Below are 21992 nucleotides of genomic sequence, written 5' to 3'. Positions count from 1 at the left end.
TGAGTTGCATCCGACGCGTGTTCTGGATCGCGTTGGCGATGGCTTCGGCTGTTCGAGTGAATGGCCGAGGCCTTTCAAGCGCCTGGTTTATGGACGTGTCGGATCGGGTTGATGGGATAGTTCTGTTGTTGTGTGTTTGTGAGTTTACATAACATAAATTATCACCCGAACGTTTGTAGGTCCCAAATAGAAATGTCGGGTTTCCGCTAAATACAAATGTCGCGTTTCGCCGTTGCTGGCAAGCTGGCGGCTCTCTGCTTGCTACGGCTCTTTGCCAATCTCCACCAACAGCCCTCAACCGGTTCCCGCTAAAAAGATCACCCCGTCTCAATCCCCAACGCCGTAATCAACCGTTCGCGCCGCGACAACGCCTGCAACGATCGTTTCCCAAGATGCGTCGCGACCAGGTTCAGCAAGCCTTCGCAAAAGATCAGATACGCGCCCATGCTGTTGCTGAAAAAGCTGCTGTCGTGGGGAATCAGAAACGCGTGGCGCGCGGGCGGCACCAATGGAGACGCAAGCGTGTCCGTAATCGCGATCACCGTCATGCCGGCCTCGGCGGCAGCCACGGCGGCCTCGGCGACGCTGCGCGTATAAGGCGCGACGCTCGACACGACCACCACGTCGCCCGGTTGCAGTTGCGCGAGTCCTTCGGCCACGCCGAGTCCTTGCGCGTCGAGCAACGCGACATCCGTACGGATCATCCCGAGCCCGTAGCAAAGAAAGCTCGCGAGCGCGCTGAACTGCCGCAAGCCATGCACGCGAACCCGCGGCGCGCTCGCGAGCAAAGCCGCCGCGCTGCGCAAATCGTCGGACGACAGTCGCGCAAGAAATGTCTCGACGTTACCGATCGATTCGCGCGCGAGTTGCGCGACGACCTCGACTTCGGGCGACGATCCGCCATTCACAGGCGTCTGCGTGCGCGCCTTTTTCCCCGCGACGAGCCGCTCTGCCTGATGCGTATAGAAATGCCGATGGCGCTGCGCCAGCGAATCGCGAAACACGCTCTGAAAATCGGCGAACCCTGTATAGCCGAGCTTCGTGCTGAGCCGCGTGAGCGTCGACGCATTCACGTCCAGCGCCGTCGCCAGATCGGTGATGGTGCGCACTGCCACTTCCTCCGGCCGTTCGAGCAGTCGCGCCAGCACCGTATGCGCCTTGCCGCCGAGCGACAGACCCGCCTCGTCGCGCCCGATCCGCACCACCAGTTCGCGCAGTCCGTCCACGCTGCGCGGCGCGGTTCCCGTCGTCTCCGGCGCCCTCGCCTCGTCGTCATTCAGAGTCGTGCGGCGCGTCTTGCGTTTGTCTGTGTCCATCGATCAGTCGATACCGTGGCGGCCTGCCTGGCTGTTCATAAACGTCCCATTCTATGTGAGATGCCCTGATCACGATATCGGCGGTGGCGAGCGTGTTTTCGTCGTCCGGGTCGGCGGGATCGGCGCGATAGATCGGCAGCGACGCGCCGTCCGTGTCGGCGAGAATCGCAAGCGGATCGGGCGCGCGTCCCGCTTTGCCCCCTTCCTCGCGCGCTTCGTTCAGCAACGCGTCGCCGCGTGCCTGCCGGTCGCGCGACGAATCTGTCACGACCTGCGGGAAGCCGCGCATCGACGGATGGATCGCGTGATTCGCATGCAACGACGGCTGCGTGATCTCTCGCGCCGAAAAGCCATGCGCGCTGTACTCGACGCTCAGCAGCGCAGGACTCGCGCAAGCCCCGAGCGTCAGATGGAAGCCGCCCGCGCGCGGGTTGTCGCGCAGCACGGAAAGCGCCGCATCGACACTCGACGCATCCAGCACCGCGCGCGTGAGCACCATGCGCGGCACGCCCGCCTCGACCCCGCGCTGCCGCAGATTGTTGACGGTGACAGCGAGACCCGCGTCCGTCACGGCGAACGTATGCCCCGGCAACGAGCCCGGATACACGAACGCCGCAAACCCCGGACTGCCGTCGATGCGGCACGCCGCAAGCGCGCAATGTCCGGCGAAACCGGGATCGCCGTCTTCGTTGTGGCTGATGCGCTTTTCCGCAGCGGACGGCAACTGCACCGTCGTGCATCCGTCGGGCGACGCGGCCCAGACGTCACCGCGGCAGTTCCAGAGAAAGACTTCGTCGAAGGGCACGCGCAGGCCGTCGGCGAGCCCTTGCAACTCCAACCAGATGCGCGGAAACCGCTGCTGCACGTGCGCGGCCATCGCAGCGGCCATCGGCGTGCCGCGCCATTGCATCACGTTGCGCCATGCGGACGTATGAACCAGATGACGATGCACGGCGTCCGCGCCGAAGCGCCCTAACGCCTGGCCCGCCTCATAAGGCGAGCCGGAAATTTCGATGAAACCGAGTGCTGGCATGTGTGCGAATTTATTCGACGTGTTGAAGGAAATCACGCAGACGCTGATTCGGCGGATTGTCGAGCAGTTCGGCGGGCGGTCCGTCGACGGTGATATGTCCATGCTCCATGAAGATGAGCCGCGTGCCGACCTTGCGCGCGAACGCCATCTCGTGCGTGACCACGACCATCGTCATCCCCTCTTCCGCCAACGACTGCATCACGCGCAGCACCTCCTGACGCAGCTCGGGATCGAGCGCAGAAGTCGGCTCGTCGAACAGCATCAGCTTCGGCTTCACGGCGAGCGCGCGCGCAATCGCCACGCGTTGCTGCTGTCCGCCCGACAGTTCGCTCGCGTAGTGATCGACGCGTGCCGCGAGGCCCACCTTCGCGAGCAGTTCGCGCGCAAGCGCCTGCGCTTCGTTTTTGCCCGTGCCGCGCACCTGGCGCGGACCGAACGCGACGTTCTCGAGCGCCGTCATTTGCGGAAACAGATTGAACTGCTGGAACACCATGCCCGCTTCCCTGCGGATCTCGCGGACTTTTTTCGCCCCGCCCCGCACGCTGATGCCGTCGACGATAAGATCGCCGCCGTCGATATGCTCCAGCGCATTGATACAGCGCAGGAGCGTCGACTTGCCCGAGCCCGACGGACCGATCAACACCACGACCTCGCCCGCGCGGATGTCCAGATCGACGCCGTCGAGCACTGTCGTCTGCCCGAAGCGCTTCGTCACCTGCTTGAATTCCACCATGTTGGCGAGCGCGTTCATAGCATCCGCATCCTCTTTTCCATCGTGCGCAGACAGAACGTCAGCACACCGATCATGCACAGATAGATGACGGCCACGGCCGTCCAGATTTCGACCGCGCGAAAGTTCGAGGCCATGATCTCCTGACCCTGGCGTGTCAGTTCGCCGACGCCGATCACGATGAAGAGCGACGTATCCTTCAGGCTCACGATGAACTGGTTGCCGAGCGACGGCGTCATGCGCCGCACGGCGACGGGCCCGACGACGAACGCCAGCACGCGCCACATCGGCATGCCGAGCGCGAGGCCCGCTTCCTTCAGGCCGCGCGGCACGGACAGAAACGCGCCGCGCACGATCTCGGCGATATACGCGCCCGAGTTGACGATGATCGACACGACGGCGGCCGTCATCGCATCGACGCGCACGTTCAGCAGCACGGGCAGCGCGAAGTAGATGAACATCACCTGCACGACGATGGGCGTGCCGCGCACGAATTCGACATACGCGAATGCGATCTTCTGCACGAGCGCGTTGCCGTAAGCGCGCATCAGGCCGAACAGGAAGCCGACGAGCATGCCGCCCGCGAGGCCCACGATGGTAATCAGCACCGTGAGCCGCGCGCCCTGCAAGAGCGCGGGCAGCGCATCGACGACGACGGACAGATCGAACTGCATGACTTCTCTCCCGAGGGCCGCTTATCAGGACTTCGCCGGCTCGACGCCGAACCACTTCTTGTAGATCGCCGCATAGCGGCCGTCGGCCTTGATCTTCGCGAGCGCGGCGTTGACCTTCGGCACGAGCGCACTGCCCTTCGGAAACGCGATGCCGTATTGCTGCGCCATCATCTGCGGACCGACTGCCTTCACATGGCCCTTGCCTGCCGTGTTGATGTAGTAGAGAACGTTCGGCGTGTCATGCATGGCCGCGTCGACGCGCCCTGTCTGCAGCTCCAGATACGCGTTGTCGATGTTCGGGAACTGGCGCAGGTCCGTGCCCGCGAAGTGCGCTTTCGCGTAATCCGCCGACGACGTGCCCGTCTTGATCGCAAGCGACTTGCCCTTCAGATCGTCCGGGCCCTTGATCGCACTCGCGACGGGCACCATCAGCGTGAAGCCGCTGTCGTAGTAGCCGTCCGAAAAGTCGATGACCTTCTTGCGTTCGTCCTTGATCGTGATGCCTGCGAGGGCGACGTCGACGTTATGCGTCTGCAATGCGGGCAGGATGCCGCTGAAGTCCATCGGCTGCAGCTTGTAGTCGATCTTCAGGTCTTTCGCGATGGCCGCCCACAGATCGATATCGAAGCCGACGTACTTGTCGCCCTGCTTGAATTCGAACGGCACGAACGCCGTATCGCAGGCGACCAGCAGGGTCTCGGCCTGCGCCGCATGACCCAGGACGGAAACGGCGACGAGTGCGGTCGCGGCGAGCTTTGCTATGAGTTTCATGACGACACCTTCTGCGTTGGTTGATGGAACGACGGCAAACCGGAACGACAGCAAACCGATTTGCGTTGAGTATCTTCTCGCAAATTTATTTGCGCAATAGGGGCGCGCGCAAATTCGCTTGCGAATTGGGTATACCCTGGCGTGGGAGCGGTGACGGAGGCGTGTGTCGGCTCGGGACGCGGCGATGTGTGCTGCCGACCGTAGTGCGAGTTGCGGAGACGTCCTGAACTCAGGCTGAAAGCAAACGAAAGGAAGCGTTACGTCGAGAGGCGGGACGCGTGTTCGAAATCTGCTGGATCGCTAACGGGGCGCGTCGTATGACGCCTGCCATCAATCCACAATCGCCGGCTCCTCGATTGCTCGCGTCAGCAGATCGACAAACGCCTGCATCGCCTGCGGCAGCGTGCGTCCCGCCATCGTCTGGACCTGCAGCGTTCGCTGATGCAGTTCCGGGTTCGTGATCGGCACGGCCGCGAGCCCATCCGATTCCAGACGGCTTCTGACCGTCAGATAACCCGTCAGCGTCACCGCGTCGGTCAGACGCACGAAGCTCTGCAACGCCGCGTGATAGTTGCTCACGAACACCGGCTCGAAGATCAGCCCTTCGAGGCTGCACGAGATATCGAACAGTTGCCGGATCGTCACGCCCTGGTTGTCCATCGCGAGCGGCCACGGTGTGAGATCGCGCAGCGACACCGATTCGCGCGCCGCGAGCGGATGGCCGCGCCGCACGAGCGCGAAGATCGGCGCGCGCTGCGAATAGTGCACGTTGATCTCCTTCTCCGGCGCGATGCTGAAGCACACGGCGATATCGGCCGTGCCTTCCCTCACCCGCTGCGTCGCCACCGATGGCGCCGACACGTCCAGCTGAAAATGCGTCGACGGATGCGTCTTCAGAAAATGCGCGAACACCTGTGGCAGAAAATGTGGCGCGACGCCTTCGGAACTGGCGACGCGTATCGTCGCGCGGCCGCCCTCGTTCAGCCCGCGAATCTCGTCGATCACACGCTCGCTTTCGAGCAGGCTGCGCCGCGCATGCTCGGCGAGCAGCCGCCCTGCGTCGCTCAGCACCATGCCGCGCGGACGCCGTTCGAAAAGCGGCGTCCCGAGTTCCTCTTCGAGCTTGCCGATCTGCCGGCTCAACGCCGACACGGCCACATACAGCCGCTCGGATGCCTTGCTCAGCGACCCGCTGCGGGCCACCTCCAGAAAGTAACGCAGTGCCGTGCTGTCCATGTCGATGGGTCGTTTGCTTTGCCGTTTCGGCAACGATTCGTGGCAAATATTGTAATTGTGCAGAAATATCGGCGACCGCACGATCGGCTCAACTGCTTTTCATCAACCCGCGCCTGCAGAGGAGACACGCTGTTGACCCGTGACATCGCCATTCAAAACGCGGCTGGCCAGTACGATTCCGGCCGGTTTCTCGATGACCTCCGGCGCCGCGTCGCGTATCGCACCGAGAGCCAGGAGGCCGACAGCGGCGAGCGCCTGCGCGGCTATCTCGACGACGAACTGACGCCGCTTCTCACGCAATGGGGCTTCGCCTGCCGCGTCGTCGACAATCCCGCCAAAGGCGTGGGCCCATTCCTGATCGCGCATCGCCACGAAGACGATGCGCTGCCGACCGTGCTCAGCTACGGCCACGGCGACGTGGTGCGCGGCTACGACGCGCAATGGCGCGACGGCCTGACGCCGTGGGACGTGACCATCGACGGCGAGCGCTGGTATGGCCGCGGCACCGCCGACAACAAAGGCCAGCACAGCATCAACCTCGCCGCGCTGAAGTCCGTGCTCGATGCGCGCGGCGGCAAGCTCGGCTTCAACCTGAAGCTGCTGTTCGAGACGGGAGAGGAAGTCGGCTCGCCGGGCCTGCACGAACTGTGCACGCAGTTGCGCGACGAACTCGCCGCCGACGTGCTGATCGCCTCCGACGGTCCGCGTCTTTCCGCACACCGCCCTACCGTTTTCCTCGGCTCGCGCGGCCTCGTCAATTTCAAGCTCGAACTGAAGCTGCGCGACGGCGGTCATCACTCGGGCAACTGGGGCGGTCTGCTGCGCAATCCGGGCATCGTGCTCGCGAACGCGATTGCGTCGATGGTCGATGCGAACGGCAAGATCCTCGTCGAAGGACTGCGCCCGCCGCCGATTCCCGATGCGGTGCGCCGCGCGCTCGCCGACATCGGCGTGGGCGGCAATCCGGGCGAGCCGGCCGTCGATGCCGACTACGGCGAGCCCGGCCTCACGCCGACCGAGCGCGTGTTCGGCTGGAACAATCTCGAAGTGCTCGCGTTCCGCACGGGCAATCCCGACAAGCCCGTCAACGCGATTCCGCCGCACGCGATCGCGTACATGCAGATCCGCTTCGTCGTCGGCACGGACTGGCGCAACCTCGAATCGATCGTGCGGCGGCATCTGGATGAGCACGGTTTCGGCATGGTCGAGCTCGACGTGGAGCGCGGCGCGCCCGCGACGCGCGTCGATCCCGACAATGCGTGGGTCCAGTGGGCGCTGCGCTCGCTGCGTCAGACGACGGGCGAAGAGCCCGTGCTGCTGCCGAACCTCGGCGGCACGCTGCCCAACGACGTCTTCGCCGACGTGCTCGGCATGCCGACGCTATGGGTCCCGCATTCGTATCCCGGCTGCTCGCAGCACGCGCCGAACGAACATCTGCTCGGCCCCGTCGTGCGCGACGGGCTGCGCATCATGGCCGGTCTGTTCTGGGACCTCGGCGCGACGGGTATCGACTCATCCAATCCCGCACCGCATGTTTCGACAACCCTTGCATGAGGACGTCGCAATGAGCATTGACTCCGTATCCGCGCATCACGCCTCCCCGGGCGCGCAGGCCACCTCGAATGCAGCCGCAAGCGCGCCGTCGCGCACGAGCGTCTCGCGTCTGATCATCGCCACGTCGATCGGCAACGCGCTCGAGTTCTACGACCTGATCGCGTACGGCTACTTCGCGACCACGCTGTCGAAGCTGTTCTTCCCCGTGCACAACGCGACGATGTCGCTGCTGCTCACGCTCGGCACGTTCGCGCTGTCGTATCTCGCGCGGCCCGTCGGCGCGCTCGTGCTCGGGTCGTACAGCGACCGCAAGGGACGCAAGGCGTCGCTGACGCTGTCCATCGCGATGATGACGCTCGGCACGGGCATGGTCGCGCTGATGCCCACTTACGCGGCGATCGGCATTCTCGCGCCCATCGGCATTTTCCTGTCGCGGCTGCTGCAAGGCTTCTCGGCGGGCGGCGAGTTCGGCAGCTCGACCGCGTTCCTGATCGAACATGCGCCTCAGCGCAGCGGCTTCATGTCGAGCTGGCAGTTCTCCAGCCAGGGCGCGAGCACGCTGCTAGCATCGGCGTTCGGCGCGGTGCTCACGGGCATGCTCACGCAGCCGCAGCTCGAAGGCTGGGGCTGGCGCGTTCCGTTCCTGTTCGGCATGCTGATCGGACCCGTCGGCCTGTATATCCGCCGGCGGATCGACGAGACGCCCGAATTCGCTCGGATGGAAAAAGCCGAATCGCCCGTGCGCGAACTGCTCGCGACGCAGAAGTCGCGCGTGCTCGTGTCGATCGGCGCGCTGGTGCTGACGACGACGGCCAACTACATGATCCTTTACATGCCCACTTACGCGTCGCGGCAACTCGGCCTCGCGCCATCGTCGGGCTTCATCGCGACGCTGATCGCCGGACTCATCGTGACGGTGCTGACGCCGTGCGTCGGCCACTGGTCGGACAAGGTGGGCCGCACGCGAATCATGCTCGGCGCGGGCGTGCTGTTCTTCCTGACGGTGTATCCGGCGTTCATGTTCATCAACGCGCATCCGTCGCTGCCGACGCTGCTCGCCGCCGTCACGTGGGTCGCGATCCTGAAGGCCACCTACTTCGCGCCGATTCCCGCGCTGATGGCCGAACTCTTCCCGACCCGCACGCGCACGACGGGCATGGCGATCGGCTACAACATCGGCACGACGGTGTTCGGCGGCTTCACGCCGCTCGCGGTCGCGTCGCTAATCGCATTGACGGGCAACAATCTCGCGCCCGGACTGTATCTGATGCTCGCCGCCATCGTGAGCCTTTTGACGCTCGTCTGGGCGCGGGCACGGCTCAACGCGCATTGAACGAATCGACGCGCGGGCACGATCGGTCGGCACGATTGACTCGACATCACGAACATTCACGAACACGCAAGGAAGCAGGCACGCATGCAACACGATTTGCCACAGGAAGTCCGGGACGCCATCCAGTTTTCCGTCGATCACGAATCCGCGTGGGATCGCAACGCCGATGGCAAGTTCGGCGTACACGTGAACGATCCGCCGCCCTGGAACCGGCTGCTCGGGCCGATTCACGATCGCGGGCCGGTGTCGGGCGCAATGGCCGTCGACGGCCGGATGCTCGCGACGTGGGGCGAGCCGGATCGCGCCGATCTCACGTTCAGCATCGCGAAGACGTATCTCGCGCTGCTCGCCGGCGTCGCGCACGATCGCGGCCTGTTGCCCGACCCCGACGAACCCGTGCGCATGCGTGTGCCGGGCATCGGTTTCGACGATGCGCACAACGCGCCCATCACATGGACGCACCTGCTGCAACAGACTAGCGAATGGCAAGGCACGTGTTTCGGATTCTCCGATCAGGCCGATCACTTTCGCGCGGTCACGTTCGGCGATCCGCCCGACGGCAAGAAAGGCGACTTGCGCGAGTTGCAGCGTCCCGGCACGTACTGGGAATACAACGACGTGCGCATCAACCAGTTGTCGCTTGCGCTGCTGCATCTGTTCGGACGGCCTTTGCCCGAGGTGTTTCGCGAGTCGATCATGCGGCCCGTGGGCGCGAGCGAGAACTGGCGGTGGGCCGGTTACGACGATGCGTGGGTCGAGATCGGCGGCGCTCGCGTGCAGTCGGTGCCGGGCGGCTCGCACTGGGGCGGCGGAATGTCGGTCAGCGCGAACGATCAGTTGAAGATCGCGCAGATGCTGCTCGACGATGGCCTCGCCAATGGGCGCCGCGTGCTGTCGAGCGAATGGATCGCGCGGATGCGCACGCCTTGCGCACTCGCGCCCTTCTATGGCGCCCTGGTGTGGCTCAACACAGGACGGCGCGTGTTCCCGAGCGTGCCGGAGTCGAGCTATTTCGGCGTCGGCGCGGGGAGTTCGTTCATGTGGATCGAGCCGGGGCGACGGATCGCGCTGATCGTGCGCTGGCTCGATTCGCAGTTCGCGGATGCGTTCTTCGGCAAGATGCTTCAAGCCGTCGATGCCGTGTGCTCACGATAACGCGTGATGATCGTTGTATGCGATGCGATGCGATGCGCGCCGCCGACGTAGTGATCGCGGCGCGCGCATCACGAGGTGCCTCAAGCGATGCCGGATGGGCAACTACATCGCCCGTCCGACGATCAGCGGGTCCACGGGGCCGATCACGTCGACGTCGCGATTCGCATACGGCAGCTTGTGCAGCACGAAGCGCATTGCATTGAGCCGCGCGCGCTTCTTGCAATCGGAACGCACGACCGTCCACGGCGTGTCCGCGGTATCCGTATGAGTGAACATCGCCTCCTTCGCCTGCGTGTACTCGTCCCATTTGTCGAGTGACGCCAGATCGACGGGACTGAGCTTCCATTGCTTGAGCGGATGCACCCGACGCTCCTTGAAGCGCCGCGCCTGTTCCTCGCGGCTCACCGAAAACCAGAACTTCACGATGTGGATGCCGCTTTGCGCGAGATGCCGCTCGAACGCGGGCACCTGCTGCATGAACTCGGTGTACTCGGTCTGCGAGCAGAAGCCCATCACCCGTTCGACGCCCGCGCGGTTGTACCATGAGCGGTCGAACAGCACGATCTCACCCGACGTCGGCAGATGCTGGACATAGCGCTGGAAATACCACTGCCCACGCTCCTGTTCCGTCGGCTTTTCGAGCGCGACCACGCGCGCGCCACGCGGATTCAGATGCTCCATGAAGCGCTTGATCGTGCCACCCTTGCCCGCCGCGTCGCGCCCTTCGAAGAGAATCATCACGCGCTGGCCCGTTTCGCGCACCCACGCCTGCAGCTTCAATAGCTCGACCTGCAAGCGGTACTTCTGCTTCTCGTACGCCCTGCGCGACATCAGATTCAGATACGGATAGCCGCCTTCGCGCAATGCGGGCGATAGTTCGTCGTCGGGGTGGCGGCTCTTCTTTGCGGACCACGCCGCCGGATTGCCTTCCAGCAGCAGACCGCGCAACGCACTCACTTCGTCGGCGGACATGCCGTCCATCAGCGTCTTGACGGTATGGATCAGCGTGTCACCGCTCTGATTCTCGCGTTGCCCCGCATGAGCTTCGAGTACGGCTTGCACGCTGTTCGCAAGCAGGTCGTTGGCGGCCGCGATGGCATGGCTCGTCTGCGCAAGCTCAGCCGATTTCGCCGTATGCCCCGGCATCACGTCGCCGCGCGATGCGCGGCGCGCACCGGGTTCGTGTGCTGCGTGTTCCGTCGAAGGTACTTGCTGGATCTGTACGTTTGGGTTGTCGTGCTGCGCTGTCAACTTCATTGCCTCCCATTGGCGTTGAACTCCGAACCGCCTGCATGTTGCGGCGCGCCGTTTGCGCGCGCATGCCGGCGCTCACATCGCTTCTTGCGGTCGCGCGCCGTCAAGCGGCGGCGCTGGCCTTTCTGAGGATGGCGTACAGACTGTCCTTGATTCGCAGCTTTTCTTTCTTGAGGGCTTCGATGCGGATGCTATCGGTGGGCGCGACACCCGTCTCCATGTTGCGAACCTGATGGTCGAGTTCGTTGTGCCGGTCGAACAGCCGGGCAAAATGCGCGTCTTCGTTTTTCAGGCGCGAGATCAGATTGCGATACTCGGGAAACATGGCCACTCCTCGTACGGTGTCGTTTAATCGCTGACGATCATTGTCGCACCGTGAATGCCCTTCTCAAATAATACGGATGGCTAATTACTGTGTCATGTCGTCGCATTCAACGCGTGGCGAGGGCAAAGCCGGTGATCTGCGTCAACGGACATCGTCAGCGTTCGGCGTTGTCGAGCGCGGTAAGAATCTTGTATGCCGCAGCCACTCTGTCTTCGATCGGGAAATTTCTGTTCGCGAGAATCACGATGCCGATGCGCTTTGCCGGAACGAAAGCCACGTATGAACCGAAGCCGTTGGTCGAGCCCGTCTTGTTGATCCAGACGTTGTCCTGCGGCGCGAGAGGCGGCTTGATTTCCGTCACCGGCGTCGCGTTCATGGCCATCGTCGGGCCGTTGCCTTCCAGCAGCGATGTCAGCGCGACGGGATAGGGGTACTGTTCCCAGATCAGATCCTGAGTCATCGGCCCGGCCGTGAAGTAGCCGGTGTGCGTGTCGGTGATCGCGCGTTGCAGCCGCGCGTCGAGCCTGAGCAGCCCCATGTTGGCGGCGATGAAACGGAGCATGTCGGCGGCCGTCGACTTGACGCCGTACGCTTGCGGCGCAAGCACGCCGCCCGCCATCCGGATCGGCTTGCCGTCCTTCGTGTAGCCCTGCGCGTAATCGGCCGCGCGATCGACGGGGACGTCGATGAAGCTGTTCTTCATTCCCACGGCAGGAAAGAGCCGCCGCTCGATCAGCGCCGTGAAATCCTGTCCCATGCTCTTTGCCGCGATCAGGCCCAGCGTGCCGATGCCGGGGTTCGCATACGTGCGATACGTGCCCGGCGCATACGTGGGACGCCACGCGTTGAAGTAGCGCATCAGCTGGCTTTCGTCGTGGATGTCGTCGGGGACCTGAAGCGGCAGGCCGCCCGGCGTATGCGTGCCGAGGTTGAGCAGGCTCACGCGGCCGAACTGGCTGCCGCGCAGCGACGGCAGATACGTCCCGACGCTATCCGACAGCGCGAGCCGATGGTCGACCTGCGCCCACGCCGTCAACGTCGCCGTGAACGTCTTGCTCACCGAGCCCAGCTCGAACAGCGTGTCGTTCGTGACGGGCGCGCGGGTTTGCGTCGACGCGACGCCATAGTTGATCACCCACGGCTTGCCCGCGTCGATGATGCCGACGGCAACGCCCGGAATCCCGTCCTTCGCCATCAGCGGCCGGATGGCTTCGTCCACTGCGCGCTGGACGCGGACGGGCGGCGCATCGGCCGCATGGCTCGCGCCCGGCATCGCGCACAGCGCGCCGAGCGCCGCGACCGCGACGGGTAGCGCCGCTCCACCCGCGCCCAACGTCCGAGATGCAAATTCAGCTATTGCACTGCGCCATACCGTCGTCGTGAACCGTCGCCGCGTCATCATTGCGTCTCCTTGAAGAGCCGCCACTATCGCGTTTCCGCGCCCCGCTGACAAACGATGATAAATTGGCCGACACCCCAGAAAATCTTATGCCTCGATCATGCGACCGTATCTGCCATTGAATGCGTTGCGCGCCTTCGAATCGTCGGCACGGCACCTGAGCTTCACGCGCGCCGCGCTCGAGCTGAACGTTACGCAGGCGGCCGTCAGCCAGCAGGTGAGGATGCTCGAAGAAAGGCTCGGCGCGACGCTCTTCAAGCGCCTGCCGCGCGGACTCGCGATCACGGATGAAGGGCTCGCGCTGCGCCCCGTGCTCAGCGATGCGTTCGACCGCATCGAGGCCGTGCTGCGCCAGTTCGAAGGCGGCCACTTTCACGAGGTGCTGACGATCGGCGCAGTCGGGACGTTCGCGGTGGGATGGCTGATGCCGCGCCTGAAGGCGTTTCATGACGCGCATCCGTTCGTCGAGCTGCGGATGATGACGAACAACAATCTCGTCGATCTCGCCGCGGAAGGTCTCGACTTCGCGATCCGTTTCGGCGATGGCACCTGGCCCGGCTCGCGCGCGCTTAAGCTGTTCGACGCGCCGCTATCGGTGCTGTGCGCGCCCGAGATCGCGCAGAGGCTGCGCGCGCCCGTCGATCTCGCCGGCGAAAAGCTCTTGCGCTCGTATCGCGCCGACGACTGGTCGAACTGGTTCGCCGCCGCGGGTCTCGCGCCGCGTCCCGTGCGTGGGCCGGTATTCGATTCGTCGCGGCTGATGGTCGAGGCGGCGATGCAAGGCGCGGGCGTCGCGCTCGCACCTGCGTCGATGTTCGAGCGCGATCTGTCGATGGGCCGTCTCGTGCGGCCATTCGACATCGACGTGCACGCGGGCAGCTACTGGCTCACGTGGCAAAAAGGCAAGCCGGCGACGCCCGCGATGCGCGCGTTCAATCAATGGATCGTGCAGGCGGCGGGCGAAACGAACCAGCCGCCTGAAGATGGCTTCGCGCAGATGGAAGCAGCGCTCGACGCCGCCGGGCAAAAGCCCCGCTCCGACGACGCGTCGTGACAACGCGTGACGTAAACGCCAGGCCACGAAGCGCCCCGCCAAAGAGAATCACATCTCCGTCAGATGCGCAGCCGCCGATGTTTCGCGCGGCTGTCCGCCGAGCTTGATGGGCGGCACCACCATCACCGACAGCACCGCGCCCAGGCAGATCACGAAGATCGACAGGAAAGTCAGATGCAGCGAGTGATGCAGCGCCGAGCGCACCATCTCGTTGCCCGCGAGCGCCGCTTGCGCCGCGCCGGGCGTCGCGTCGAGCAGCGAGCGCAACTGGTCGGACGTGATCGACATGCCTTTGAAATGGCTCAGCCCGAAGTTCAGCACCGCGCCGAAAATGGCCGCGCCGAGCGTGCTGCCCAGATTGCGCGCGAACAGGTTCGACGCCGTCGCCGAGCCGCGCTGCAGCGGCTGCACGATCTCCTGGATCAGCATCAGCGAGCTGACGCTGACCATCCCCATCCCGAGGCCCATCACGAGCGAGCCGACGCCGGCCAGCACCGGTGAGCTTTGCGGATTGAGCACGGCGAACGCGATCGCGCCGAGCGGCAGGAAGAAGCTCCCGCCGACCAGCGTGCGCCGCAGTCCGAGCCGATGAAACGCCTTCGCGGCGAAGGTCGCGCCCGACGGCCAGCCGACCATCATCATCGTCAGCGCGAGGCCCGCGACGACGGGCGACTGGTTCAGCACGCCCTGCACGTACATCGGCAGGAACGTGGTGAGCCCCATCAGCGCCATGCCCGACAACACGGTCGCGGCATTGCACGCGGCGATGGGACGATGGCTCCAGAGCGCGAAGGAAATCATCGGTTCGGACACGCGCCGCTCGTGCCACACGAAGAGCGCGCTGCTCACGACGAAGAGCGCCACTTCGAACAGCGCGCGGTCGTCGTTCTCCGAGCCGGCATCCGTGAGCGCCATCATCAGCGCGCCGATCGCGACGGTGAAGAGCAACGCGCCCAGCATGTCGATCGACGGACGCTGATGGCGCTTCTCTTCATGCAGGTACGAGAAGAAGCCGTACGCGGCGAGGATGCCGATCGGCACGTTGATCCAGAAGATCCACGACCACGACAGATCGCGGATCAGCAGACCGCCTGCCATCGGCCCGATCACGGCGGAGATCGCCCATACGCTCGCGAGATAGCCCTGGATCTTGCCGCGTTCGCGTGCCGGATACAGATCACCGACGATGGTCAGCGTCACTGGCTGGATCGCGCCCGCGCCCAGGCCCTGGATCAGGCGGAACACGATCATCGCGGGCATCGACCACGCGAAGCCCGCGCCGAGCGAGCCGATCAGAAAGATCACGATGCCCACGAGCACGGTCGGCTTGCGGCCGTACAGATCGGCGAGCTTGCCGAACACGACGGTCATCGCCGTCTGTGCGAGCAGGAACGACGAGAAGACCCAGCTATAGAGGCGCAGGCCGCCGAGTTGCGTGACGATCTGCGGCATGGCCGTCGATACGATGGTGGCTTCGATGGCCACCATCGCCATCGACGCCATCACGGACGCGATGACGAGGGGACGCCTCGTCTGAGGATGATTCGACATGGGGAGCGATGATGTAGAGTGCGCCGCGCACACAAAAACCGAAAGCTGGCCGAAACCCCGCTGAAACATGGGTTCTACGCGAGCCATACGGTGCGGGCAAAGAAAAGTATGCTACCGCTTAATTGAAATTCTTGCACTTGGTTGTGCGTGCATCCAAGCGTTCTTCTGGCTTTCGTACTTGCGTTTTTCCTTGCGTTCCCAAGTCTCGCAAGCCGTGAGGCTCATGAACACCCCGCCGCGAGCCGACGCGCCAACGCCTGCGCGCCCGGCATGTCGAGACGCAGCGATGCATACGCGCTGCGCTTCACATCGTCGGGAAGGGTCCAGTCCCACTTCTCGTTGTCGATGTTGCCGATTGCGCGTAACGCGTCGCGGGTTTGCGCGGGCGTCAGCGCCGCGATGCGTTGCAGCGCGTCCTTCACCGAATCCGCGCCCGATGTGCGCACGCTGACCGTCGGCCCCTGGTTCCATGCATCGAGCCCTTCGGCGCGCAACAGCACGACGAGCGCATCGTTGATCCAGTCGCCGGACCATGTCGCGAGGATCGTGCTGCCGCCATGTGTGAAGACGACTCGCGAGGCCAGTTCGTTCGACGCGAAAAAGCGCCGCGCTTCTTCGAGCAACCCGCGGCCCGTCGCATCGACGAACACGACGGGCTCCGCATCGTTGAGCACGTTGAACATCTCGCGCCGAACTTCGTCGTGCACGAGCGAGCCGCCGCCGTCGAACACGGGCGGCACGCCGCCCTGATCCGGCTTCACGTAGACGGTCTTTTTACCGGCGTCGACTTCCTGTATGCGCCAACGCTGCCCGCCGAACACGATGCCCTGCCCCGCCGTCAACGGCCTCGACACCGGCAGCGAGCCCAGCACCTTCGCGCCGGCGATGATGCGGAACTCGTCGTCGGTCGTGAACGACGCATAGAACTCGTAGTGATTGACGAGCCGCTCGCCCGCCACGCCGTGCAGCAGCAAGCCACCCGCTTCCTGCACGAGCAGATCCTTCGTGCCGAGGCTGCGCAGAATGGCGGCGAAAATCGTCTTGTCGATCGCACCGAACGGGCCGCGCGCGACCAGCGTGTCCCACAGCTCGCTCGCCGTCGCGCCGCCGCGTTCGGCGATGATCGACAGCACCTGCTGCACGAGCGTCGACGGATGCATGCCGCCCGCGCGCGGCGGCTCGAACCAGCCGCGCAGCAGCAGATTCACCATCGCCACCGACTGCACGAGGCTTTCGCGCAGCCGGTCCGACAGATCGGCGTCGCTGTGCAGTTCCGCCTCGACGCAATAGCAGCGCAGAATCGCCGCTTCGCCTTTGCGGCGGCCCGCGCGCCCGAGCCGTTGCCGCAAGCTCGCCACCGACGGCGGCGCGCCCACCTGCACGACGCTCTTCACCGCGCCGATGTCGATGCCCAGTTCGAGCGTCGTCGTGCAGACGGCGCTCGCGGGCCGGTCGCCCGCCTTCAGCGCCTGTTCCGTCAGCTCGCGCAATTCCTTCGACAGGCTGCCGTGATGCGGCCAGAACTCGTTCGGATAGCCGTCGCGTTCGCACGCGCGGCGCAACAGGTCGGCGTAAAGCTCGACCTGCCGGCGGCTGTTCGGAAAGATCAGATTGTTCGAGCCGCGCAGCGCCTTGTAGATGTGATTCGCGACGTCGACGGTGCTGCCGGGCACGACGTCTTCGAGACCGGGGTTCTCGATATCGGGTTCGAAGTGAATGCGCGGCGGCTTCTCGACATAGCCCTTGATCAGAATCTTCAATTCCTGGCCCGCGCTGCCCGATTCAATGATCTGCACGTTCTGCGCCGCGCGTGGCCGCAAAAAATCGGCGGCGAGGCGCATGTCGCCAAGCGTCGCCGACAGGCCGACGCGCGGCACGCCGCGCGCGCACACGCGCTCGACACGCTGCATCAGCGACTGCAACTGCATGCCGCGCTCGGAGCCGATGAACGCGTGCAACTCGTCGACGACGACATAGCGCAGCGCGCCGAACGTCGCCGCCAGCGACGCGCCGCGCGTGACGAACATCGCTTCGAGCGATTCGGGCGTGATCAGCAGCACGCCTGCGGGCTTCTTCAAAAAGCGCTGCTTGCGGCCCGACGACACATCGCCATGCCAGCCGGTGACGGGAATCTCAAGCGCTTCGCACAGATCGTCGAGCCGCGACCACTGATCGTTGATCAGCGCCTTCAGCGGACTGATGTAGAGCACCGAGCCGCTGCACGGCTCGTCGCGCAGCAGGTTCGAAAGAATGGGAAGAAACGCGGCTTCCGTCTTGCCCGCCGCCGTCGCCGCCGCGATGATCACGTCGCGGTCGGCGTCGATCAGCGCGGGCACCGCGCGTTCCTGCGCATCGCGCAGCTCGGTCCAGCCTTCGCGCCAGATCCAGCGGCGAATGCGCTCGTCGAGCAGATCGAAGCTGCGCGAATCAGCTGAGCCGGAAGCTGGCGAGCTCATCGTCGCTGTCGGGGGCGGCGTCGTTGACGATGTCGGCCGCGCCGCCCGTGTCGCGCTCGATCTCCATGCTGCCAATCAGCTCGCGCCAATCCGCCGACGGATTCTGCTCCAGCACGGCGAGAAAATTGATGAACGCGGTGATCGTCGTGCGCGGCGTGCGGAAGTACGCTTCGCCCAGACGCGTCGCGCAGTGCGCCATGAACGCGGGAATCGCTTCCTCGGGCACGAGCGCCTTGCTTGCGTCGCCGAATGCGTAAACGACGCGCAGCTTGTCGAGCAGCACGTAGAAATCTTCCGGCGTGAGCGCTGCGAGGCGGATCACGGGGCCGCTGTAGTCGACGAGTCCGTTCGTCGCGAACGCGTTCTCCGCGAGACGCGATTGCAGCGCCGCATAGCTGTACAGGCCGCGGCGCGTATCGAGCAGAAACTCCGGCGTGCCGCCCAGCACGAAGCCGAGACCTTCCGCCGTGCCTTGCAGCGAATCGTTCAGGATGCGCAGCAGCTGTTCGTAGTTCGCGTTGCGCGCCTGGAGGTTCGCGAGCTTGTACAGGTTCACCATTTCGTCGAGGCACACCATCAGGCCGCTATAGCCCGCGAGCCGCACGAAGCGGCCGAGCAGCTTCAGCTGGTCGTACATGTTCGCGTCGTCGACGATCGTGCGCACGCCGAGCGCCTGTCGCGCGTCGGTGCGGGTCGTGAACTCGCCGCGCAGCCAGCGCACGGCATCGCTCTTCAGCTTCTCGTTGCCTTCGTCGAAGCCGCGGCAGTATGCGGCGATCACGTCGGCGAAATCGTAGCCGTTGACCATCTCCGTCAACTGCGAGAGCTGCGCGCGGATCACTTCGTCACTGGTGCGGCCCGTCGCCTTCGCTTCCGTCTTCGCCTGGCCGATGAACTTCTCGACCACGCCCGCGAGCGCGCCGCCTTCGGGCTTCGTGCGCGTCGCCATGTTCTTCACCAGTTCCGCGTACAGCGAGCGCGCCTGGCCGCCCGACGCATGCAGACGCCGGTCCGGATTCAGGTCCCCATGAACGGTGACGAGCTTTTTCTCGAGCGCGATCGCGCGCACGAGGTTCAGGAAAAACGTCTTGCCCGCGCCATATTCGCCGACGACGATGCGAAACGCCGAGCCGCCGTCCGCGACGCGCTCGACGTCCTTCAGAAGCGCTTCGAGTTCGCGCGCGCGGCCGACCTGGATCAGATGCTGCCCGATGCGCGGCACGACGCCGGCGCGCAGGGATTGCAGGACCGCGTCGCGGTCTCTGGGGCGAATAGTTGTCATGCAGCCAACCTTTGTGCGACTTCCTGATTGATTTCGACGGGATCGTCCCCGTCCGTGAGCGGCTCGTCCCAATGATCGAGCGACGCCTCGTTTACCTGTTCGATCGCGCCATCCAGCATCAGTTCGAGATGCGATGCGGCGGCGGCGAGTTCGGTGCGCGTCCACGATGCCCGCGTCACGAGCAGGCGCAGGAAGGACGAGTGCGCGTCGTCGAGGCCGAGGAGCCGGGCTTGTGTTTCATCGTCGGTCTGCGCGGCTTCGGACGTCGTTGCTTCGGACGCCGTTGCTTCAGACGATTGCGGCGCATCAGCCGAGGACGTTGCCGGTTCGGCCAGCATTTCGCGTTCCTCGTCGCGGACGGTTTGCTCCGCGGTCACTTCGACGGGTGCTGCCGGCTTCGCTTCCATGGGCTCGATGGGCTCGCTGTGCGCCGCATCGGCCGTTCCATGCGCCTCTTCGACGAAGACGTCCGCCAGCATCGACGATACGCGCGCCGTTTCCTCCTTCAGCGCGGCGATACGCGACGCGTCGAGCGCGAACGCCGGCTTTGGCGCGGCGTGCTTCTGCGTATCGGCGTGCTTGTGCGCCCTCGCGTTCGCGGTCCCCGCCGATGCCACCGATGCCGGCGCGCCGCTCGCGTGCTGATGCAGATCCGTGTAAAGACGCTGCGGGTCGATGCCGAGCATCCGGTACACCTTTTCCAGCAGCCTCACTTCGTCGCGCGACACGACGCCGTCCGCGTTCGCCGTATGCACCAGAAACGATGCGATCGTCGCCTTCACGTCCAGCGACAGCGGCTCCAGCTTTTTCTTCAGCCCGGCAGCGGCCGTCGGTTGCGCAAGCTGCACGAGGTTACGCGCTTTCAGCCGCGCGCGCTGCTGCGCTGACAGATGCGGCCACTGCTCGATCTGCCACTCGATCACGGCCGTCTCGCGCTGCGTCGCATCGCCGTCCGCGCGCGCCACTGTCGCGGCCAGATCGACGATGATCGTCGCGACGTCGTACGCGTCGTCGGTATGCAAAGGGGCTGCGTCGGGCTCGATCGCGAACAGCGCGACGGCGTCCGTCGGCTTGGGCGTGCGCGCACCGAGCCGCACGTCGGGTTCGACGGCGATGCCCGCCTCCGCCAGCGCCGTCGTGAACACGACGGCCTTGTCGCGCGTCATCTTGCCACCCGATCTGAAACGCGCGAGCACCGCGCCGAACGTGCTGACGGCCGTCTCATGCCCGATTTCGTCGGCGAGTGCGTCGATCGCATCGTGCGTCGCTTGCGGCCACATGCTCGCGGGCAGCATCAGCGTCGCTTCGAGCGTGCCCTGCGCTTCGGGATAGCGGCCGAGATAGCGGCTGTACGCATCAAGCGTCGCAGCGCTCTCGTGCATCAGCAATTGCAGCTTGTTGCGCGTGCTGTTGACGGCCGCGATATCGGGCAAGCCAACCAGAAAGCCCGGCACGGGCACGCTTTTCAGCGCGCGGAACGACGGCTGCGGCGACGCGTCCAGCTTCGTCCGGTTGGCGGGCAGGATCATGCCGTCGCCGAAACGCTCGCGATACTGGCGCATGAACACGCGATCGAATTCCTCGGGACAACGCGCGACGGCCGTGCGCCGCACCATCATCGGATCGAGCTTGACCCACGCGAGCGCCCAGTCCGCCGGCAGCGGATGCTGGTCGAGCGCCGCCTGGCCGAACGCAACGCGCACGTTCAGCGGCACCTGATAACCCGTCGCCAGTCCGTCCGGCGCAGACTGGTGGTACATCCGCGTATGACGCGACGCCATCAGCGACAGCGCATCGAGCAGACCGCGCACGTGCTTTTGCCACGCATAGTTTGCGTCGAGATTCAGCAGACGCCGCAGTTCTTTCGCGATCGCGTTGAATTCGTCGCCGCTCACCTTGCCCGCCGCGCCGTCGACGAGCACGCGCCGCTCGAGCCCGTACAGGTAGAAGAACAGATAGCCCGTGTGGATATCCGATTTCCTGCGATCGGACGCGAGCCACTCGACGTAGGTGCGGCGCTGCGCCGGCGTAAGCCCGCCGTAGCTGAGCGCGGTGCCGCCGAGGCTCTCCGTCGGGTCGGCGCCCTCGCGCGCGAGATCGAAGCGCGCGTCGATCACGCATGCTTCGATCGAATCGGCGTGCGAGCGCTGCACGTCGCCTGTGTAGAAAAAGCCTCCCTCGACCGCGATGCCGTCGATCTCCACGCGCTCGCCGGGCGCGATCCAGCGCGCGGACGAGCGCACGGATGCATGCACGGACGGCCGCGCGCCGCCGGGCGCGGGCCGGATGCGGTAAGCGTCGGCGGGCATGCCGGCTTCGGTCATCGATGCAAACGGCTCGTCGTCACATGAGCCGGGAGAACTTGTCATGAAATAGCCTGGCTCAGCGTGAGCCGTGTGAGATCCGGATGAAAACTGCGACGCAAAACGTGATGCCAGTGACGCCAGAGACGGCTGCGGCACGGCGGAAGACTCGATCGGTTCGCGGGCACGCCTTGCAGGGACACGCGGCGCGGCGCGCGACGTGTTCTTCGATGCAAGCCTGATTGGGAACCAACGATAGCCGGCCAAAAGGGCCAGCGCCAGAACGATCAGATGGACGCGATCCGCACGTGGCCAACCGACGCAAGAACGGCAAGCCCGAACAGCACGCCAATGACGACGGCTGCGCCCATCCCGATACTGCTTCGCCCGCGGCTCATTGTTCTCCCGTCCGCCGCCGGCAGCCGTCGCCGCCACGGTCGCGACCTGTTTTAACAGTTGATTATATTATCTTTTCCAGGATCGCTCAGACGCCGCGAAACGCCCGTTTGCGACGCGCAGTGCGCGGAACGCATCATGAATTCGCGCCTTCGGCAACGCGCATCTGA

General features: G+C 65.0%; 17 protein-coding genes. 4 read left to right on the top strand and 13 right to left on the bottom strand.

Annotation, left to right across the window (positions count from 1 at the left end; translation table 11 throughout):
• Positions 1–317 precede the first annotated feature (317 nt).
• The 6 genes from VSR68_RS20660 to VSR68_RS20635 all read right to left on the bottom strand — a co-directional run bounded on the left by VSR68_RS20660 (position 318) and on the right by VSR68_RS20635 (position 5760).
• The gene (locus VSR68_RS20660) at positions 318–1316 is read right to left on the bottom strand and encodes a MurR/RpiR family transcriptional regulator (protein WP_342941623.1); all 999 of its coding nucleotides are present in this window, start codon (positions 1314–1316) and stop codon (positions 318–320) included.
• Entirely contained in the window at positions 1273–2349 is a 1077-nt protein-coding gene (locus VSR68_RS20655) for a C45 family peptidase (protein WP_342941622.1), read from the bottom strand. Before VSR68_RS20655 ends, VSR68_RS20660 begins: the two co-directional genes overlap by 44 nt.
• Before the next feature lie 10 nt (positions 2350–2359).
• Positions 2360–3100 carry a glutamine ABC transporter ATP-binding protein GlnQ gene (glnQ, locus tag VSR68_RS20650; RefSeq protein WP_342941621.1) on the bottom strand — a complete coding sequence of 247 codons (741 nt, stop codon included), beginning with the start codon at positions 3098–3100 and terminating at the stop codon, positions 2360–2362.
• Positions 3097–3753, bottom strand: a complete 657-nt coding sequence (gene glnP / locus VSR68_RS20645; RefSeq protein ID WP_342941620.1) for a glutamine ABC transporter permease GlnP — start codon at positions 3751–3753, stop codon at positions 3097–3099. The genes glnQ and glnP overlap by 4 nt, the downstream gene beginning before the upstream one ends.
• Before the next feature lie 24 nt (positions 3754–3777).
• Positions 3778–4524, bottom strand: coding sequence for a glutamine ABC transporter substrate-binding protein GlnH (glnH, locus tag VSR68_RS20640; protein WP_342941619.1), 747 nt, complete (start codon positions 4522–4524; stop codon positions 3778–3780).
• 330 nt (positions 4525–4854) lie between these two features.
• Positions 4855–5760, bottom strand: a complete 906-nt coding sequence (locus VSR68_RS20635; RefSeq protein ID WP_342941618.1) for a LysR family transcriptional regulator — start codon at positions 5758–5760, stop codon at positions 4855–4857.
• A 132-nt stretch (positions 5761–5892) separates the two neighbouring features.
• Here VSR68_RS20635 and VSR68_RS20630 point away from each other — a divergent pair, with 132 nt between their 5' ends.
• The 3 genes from VSR68_RS20630 (at position 5893) to VSR68_RS20620 (ending at position 9802) form a co-directional block, all read left to right on the top strand.
• On the top strand, positions 5893–7314 hold the full coding sequence (locus VSR68_RS20630) for a M20 family metallopeptidase (RefSeq protein WP_342941617.1): 1422 nt from the start codon (positions 5893–5895) through the stop codon (positions 7312–7314).
• 10 nt (positions 7315–7324) lie between these two features.
• The gene (locus VSR68_RS20625; RefSeq protein WP_342941616.1) at positions 7325–8647 is read left to right on the top strand and encodes an MFS transporter; all 1323 of its coding nucleotides are present in this window, start codon (positions 7325–7327) and stop codon (positions 8645–8647) included.
• 84 nt (positions 8648–8731) lie between these two features.
• The gene (locus tag VSR68_RS20620) at positions 8732–9802 is read left to right on the top strand and encodes a serine hydrolase domain-containing protein (RefSeq protein WP_342941615.1); all 1071 of its coding nucleotides are present in this window, start codon (positions 8732–8734) and stop codon (positions 9800–9802) included.
• A 102-nt stretch (positions 9803–9904) separates the two neighbouring features.
• On the opposite strand, the gene ppk2 is transcribed toward VSR68_RS20620, so the two are convergent.
• The 3 genes from ppk2 to ampC all read right to left on the bottom strand — a co-directional run bounded on the left by ppk2 (position 9905) and on the right by ampC (position 12654).
• A complete protein-coding gene (ppk2, locus tag VSR68_RS20615) occupies positions 9905–11059 on the bottom strand; it encodes a polyphosphate kinase 2 (protein WP_428983543.1) in 1155 nt (384 codons plus the stop codon).
• A gap of 100 nt (positions 11060–11159) precedes the next feature.
• Positions 11160–11381, bottom strand: coding sequence for a YdcH family protein (locus VSR68_RS20610; RefSeq protein ID WP_342941614.1), 222 nt, complete (start codon positions 11379–11381; stop codon positions 11160–11162).
• A 154-nt stretch (positions 11382–11535) separates the two neighbouring features.
• The gene (gene ampC, locus VSR68_RS20605; RefSeq protein ID WP_342941785.1) at positions 11536–12654 is read right to left on the bottom strand and encodes a class C beta-lactamase; all 1119 of its coding nucleotides are present in this window, start codon (positions 12652–12654) and stop codon (positions 11536–11538) included.
• A gap of 226 nt (positions 12655–12880) precedes the next feature.
• Between ampC and VSR68_RS20600 the strand changes: the two genes are divergently transcribed.
• A complete protein-coding gene (locus VSR68_RS20600) occupies positions 12881–13834 on the top strand; it encodes a LysR family transcriptional regulator (protein WP_342941613.1) in 954 nt (317 codons plus the stop codon).
• Positions 13835–13882: 48 nt separating this feature from the next.
• Here VSR68_RS20600 and VSR68_RS20595 read toward each other — a convergent pair whose 3' ends face one another.
• The 4 genes from VSR68_RS20595 to VSR68_RS20580 all read right to left on the bottom strand — a co-directional run bounded on the left by VSR68_RS20595 (position 13883) and on the right by VSR68_RS20580 (position 21492).
• Complete coding sequence (locus VSR68_RS20595) at positions 13883–15385, bottom strand: MDR family MFS transporter (RefSeq protein ID WP_342941612.1); 1503 nt, start codon at positions 15383–15385, stop codon at positions 13883–13885.
• Between the two features lie 221 nt (positions 15386–15606).
• Positions 15607–17841 (bottom strand): DEAD/DEAH box helicase, encoded by a 2235-nt coding sequence (locus VSR68_RS20590; protein WP_342941611.1) that lies wholly within the window; start codon positions 17839–17841, stop codon positions 15607–15609.
• A complete protein-coding gene (locus VSR68_RS20585) occupies positions 17813–19123 on the bottom strand; it encodes an ATP-binding protein (protein ID WP_342941610.1) in 1311 nt (436 codons plus the stop codon). Before VSR68_RS20585 ends, VSR68_RS20590 begins: the two co-directional genes overlap by 29 nt.
• On the bottom strand, positions 19120–21492 hold the full coding sequence (locus VSR68_RS20580; protein ID WP_342941609.1) for a TerB N-terminal domain-containing protein: 2373 nt from the start codon (positions 21490–21492) through the stop codon (positions 19120–19122). The genes VSR68_RS20585 and VSR68_RS20580 overlap by 4 nt, the downstream gene beginning before the upstream one ends.
• Positions 21493–21992: the final 500 nt, after the last annotated feature.

It is taken from the genome of Paraburkholderia phymatum (genome assembly GCF_038900715.1).
GTDB classification, from domain to species: Bacteria; Pseudomonadota; Gammaproteobacteria; order Burkholderiales; family Burkholderiaceae; genus Paraburkholderia; species Paraburkholderia phymatum_A.
This window is presented reverse-complemented; position numbering and strand designations above follow the sequence as displayed.

Coding starts and splice junctions, on each gene's coding strand:
- VSR68_RS20620 (WP_342941615.1), top strand. CDS start 8,732: ATGCAACACGATTTGCCACAGGAAGTCCGGGACGCCATCCAGTTTTCC.
- VSR68_RS20660 (WP_342941623.1), bottom strand. CDS start 1,316: ATGGACACAGACAAACGCAAGACGCGCCGCACGACTCTGAATGACGAC.
- VSR68_RS20600 (WP_342941613.1), top strand. CDS start 12,881: ATGCGACCGTATCTGCCATTGAATGCGTTGCGCGCCTTCGAATCGTCG.
- ampC (WP_342941785.1), bottom strand. CDS start 12,654: ATGCCGGGCGCGAGCCATGCGGCCGATGCGCCGCCCGTCCGCGTCCAG.
- VSR68_RS20655 (WP_342941622.1), bottom strand. CDS start 2,349: ATGCCAGCACTCGGTTTCATCGAAATTTCCGGCTCGCCTTATGAGGCG.
- ppk2 (WP_428983543.1), bottom strand. CDS start 11,059: ATGAAGTTGACAGCGCAGCACGACAACCCAAACGTACAGATCCAGCAA.
- VSR68_RS20610 (WP_342941614.1), bottom strand. CDS start 11,381: ATGTTTCCCGAGTATCGCAATCTGATCTCGCGCCTGAAAAACGAAGAC.
- VSR68_RS20595 (WP_342941612.1), bottom strand. CDS start 15,385: ATGTCGAATCATCCTCAGACGAGGCGTCCCCTCGTCATCGCGTCCGTG.
- glnH (WP_342941619.1), bottom strand. CDS start 4,524: ATGAAACTCATAGCAAAGCTCGCCGCGACCGCACTCGTCGCCGTTTCC.
- VSR68_RS20585 (WP_342941610.1), bottom strand. CDS start 19,123: ATGACAACTATTCGCCCCAGAGACCGCGACGCGGTCCTGCAATCCCTG.
- glnQ (WP_342941621.1), bottom strand. CDS start 3,100: ATGAACGCGCTCGCCAACATGGTGGAATTCAAGCAGGTGACGAAGCGC.
- VSR68_RS20580 (WP_342941609.1), bottom strand. CDS start 21,492: ATGACAAGTTCTCCCGGCTCATGTGACGACGAGCCGTTTGCATCGATG.
- VSR68_RS20635 (WP_342941618.1), bottom strand. CDS start 5,760: ATGGACAGCACGGCACTGCGTTACTTTCTGGAGGTGGCCCGCAGCGGG.
- VSR68_RS20625 (WP_342941616.1), top strand. CDS start 7,325: ATGAGCATTGACTCCGTATCCGCGCATCACGCCTCCCCGGGCGCGCAG.
- glnP (WP_342941620.1), bottom strand. CDS start 3,753: ATGCAGTTCGATCTGTCCGTCGTCGTCGATGCGCTGCCCGCGCTCTTG.
- VSR68_RS20590 (WP_342941611.1), bottom strand. CDS start 17,841: ATGAGCTCGCCAGCTTCCGGCTCAGCTGATTCGCGCAGCTTCGATCTG.